Genomic DNA, 2423 nt, shown 5'->3' on the forward strand with positions numbered 1-2423 from the left:
GGCTGTCTTAATGGGTCAAAAAGTCAAACCTCTTGGCGTGCAACCCTGCGGTTATTGTGGATACGCTAATTGCAAAGAGAATGTAGAGCATTCAGGACTGTGTGCAATTAGTATCGGCGATCTGGGGATAGCCATCGGATCGGCCGTCAGTGTAGCGGCTCACCATCACATTGATAACAGAATTATGTTCACTATTGGTCGCGCAGCATTAAATCTCGACCTATTTGAAGAAGATGTAAAAGTTGCTTATGGAATTCCACTGAGTATTTCTGGAAAGAGTCCCTTTTTCGATCGAACTTAAATTATCAATAAAAAACAGGGAATTATTCGTACGAATGATTCCCTGTTTTTTATTGCCAACAGTACTAACACTAACGGGCACTGGCTTATGCCAAAAGCTTGGGGCTTGAATTTTTGCTAAAAATTATTTTTCCAATTTAAGTAGCGTCCGTAGTTTTTTCCTTCTGACTCATCGCCATCTTCAACGCTTTGAGCTGGTAATGACGGTTGTTTGGGTACAGACTGCTGCACATGAGCCTCAACCACAGGTGACGAAGGTTCTGGCGATTGTTTGGAATTTTCGACTTTGGGTTCTACTTTTACTTCAGGTTTGGACTTTTCCTGCGAATTACTGTTACCAGCTAGACCACTAAGATTACTTAACAATCCAAGAACACTGCCCATAGTACTGGGATTGAGCTTAGATTTTAACTGTGGATTGCTTAATAGCGGTAGAAGTGACAGTAAAGAATCTGGTGAAAATCCACTACCACTTTCGCCACCGCCTTTGGTAAGATCGCCCAGCAATTTATGTAGCGGATTACTGTTGTTTGTAGTTTGAGTTTGTTGGGGTGGATTATAAGTATGCTCGCGGTTAACTATGGATAATAGGCATAACAGTGATAAAACAGTAACTAGGTTATCAAATCCTGCTCCCGCGGTAACACTGGCATCAAGCATTCGGGCGATTGAGCCGAGCAGTGACGTAGACCCTGTGGTGTCAGTGTCTTTCGGCATAAAAACGCCTCCTTAAAAAACGCCAGGAATTTTCGGCAGGTTCAAGTCTGCAGCCAATTTACTCATAGCTGCTTGATTCAAATCACGTGACTTAGCCAATGCACTATTGATTGTTGCTAACAGTAAATCTTGTAGTAATGCTGCGTTGTCGGCGGTTAAATATTTGCTGTTTAATTGAATAGCAATAAGTTCTTGTTGGCCATTAACAATAATTTTAACAACATCGCCGCTTGAGACTTCAATACGTTCGCGTTTTAGCCCTTCCTGAACAGCATCAACGCTTTGCTGAACCTTTTTTACCATTTCCATAATATTACCAAACTGTTCAAACACTGTTATGCACCTCCTATGTTTCTATCCAATTTATTCAGTAAAATTAATTTTTGTGAGTGTCCAAACTCCAAATACTCCTATATTTCATATATTGGATTAGAAAATCATTTGTGAAGGGTGGTGGAAGTTATGCGCATGCGAAAATATCGCCAAAACGCAGGGTTGCCGCCTGTAGAGAGGCCGGTAAATAATACGAAAGATTCTATTGAAACAAATGATCAGACGCCGCAAACCGTACCGGTGGTCTTGCCAGCTAAACCATCGAAAAAAAAATCAAGTTCACGCGGTCCAGCCGCTATGTTTCGAAAAATCATACAAAACCCCGATTTCAATATGCAATTAGCAGTAATACTCTTGCTATTATCGTCAGAAAGCTTTTCCATGGATAGACGAATTGATTTCATGTCGTCTACTGTAGATAAAATTCGTAATATTACAGAGGTTCTTGACAATACTATGCAATCGGTTAAAGTCGCAAGTGAGGCTCCAAAAAGAATTAGAAGATTGTTTGAAAACGGAAATTAATAAGCGATTTAAGGAGATTGAGTAACATTTACAACATAAACGTATATATTGGAGTAGGGTGGGCGATACTTTGCCCTCATCCAGATAAGTAAGGAGGTTGTTTACATGTCGCGGTGTGGATTTGGTCGTCATGGTTTTAATGGTATTTGGATTATCATCATTATCCTATTACTATTCTTTTTTGATTGTGATGATACTACGCTTTAATGACACTACTTATATCCGGAACACGCTGTAAAGCGTGTTCTACAATTATCTTATATCTTAAACAAGTCTAGCAAACGAGATAAGCTAGACCAATGAGCAACAAATTTTGCCTAATGTTTTTAAATGTACATACCAACCCCATACGACAGAACCGAAAGTGACAAAAAAAGTACAATAATCATATATTACAGTAAAGAGAGTGAAACTCTTTACTGATAAAAGAAAAAAGGAGGAAATGAAAATGGGACGTGGTTTTGGCGGTTGTGGAGCATTTGGTGGCGGTTGGATTATTATCATCATAATCATCATTCTATTGTTTTTTGCTTGTTGTGATGATGGGG

The 2423-nt window shown here is 39.4% G+C and carries 4 protein-coding genes; 2 read left to right on the forward strand and 2 right to left on the reverse strand.

What is annotated here, in order from left to right; translation table 11 throughout:
- Positions 1-301: DUF2148 domain-containing protein (locus tag AC29Z1_RS08265; RefSeq protein ID WP_488270984.1), on the forward strand; the 301-nt coding region annotated here is incomplete at its 5' end.
- Positions 302-417: 116 nt separating this feature from the next.
- Here the strand turns inward: AC29Z1_RS08265 and AC29Z1_RS08270 are convergent.
- Both AC29Z1_RS08270 and AC29Z1_RS08275 read right to left on the reverse strand, forming a co-directional pair.
- The gene (locus AC29Z1_RS08270) at positions 418-1017 is read right to left on the reverse strand and encodes a hypothetical protein (protein ID WP_488270985.1); all 600 of its coding nucleotides are present in this window, start codon (positions 1015-1017) and stop codon (positions 418-420) included.
- A gap of 12 nt (positions 1018-1029) precedes the next feature.
- Positions 1030-1350, reverse strand: coding sequence for a YbaB/EbfC family nucleoid-associated protein (locus AC29Z1_RS08275; protein WP_488270986.1), 321 nt, complete (start codon positions 1348-1350; stop codon positions 1030-1032).
- 129 nt (positions 1351-1479) lie between these two features.
- Between AC29Z1_RS08275 and AC29Z1_RS08280 the strand changes: the two genes are divergently transcribed.
- Positions 1480-1875, forward strand: a complete 396-nt coding sequence (locus AC29Z1_RS08280; RefSeq protein ID WP_488270987.1) for a hypothetical protein — start codon at positions 1480-1482, stop codon at positions 1873-1875.
- Positions 1876-2423 lie beyond the last annotated feature (548 nt).

This window comes from Sporomusa sp. (genome assembly GCF_057736855.1).

Excerpts from the sequence above, each read along its gene's own strand:
- AC29Z1_RS08280 (WP_488270987.1), top strand. The coding sequence starts at position 1,480 with ATGCGCATGCGAAAATATCGCCAAAACGCAGGGTTGCCGCCTGTAGAG.
- AC29Z1_RS08270 (WP_488270985.1), bottom strand. The coding sequence starts at position 1,017 with ATGCCGAAAGACACTGACACCACAGGGTCTACGTCACTGCTCGGCTCA.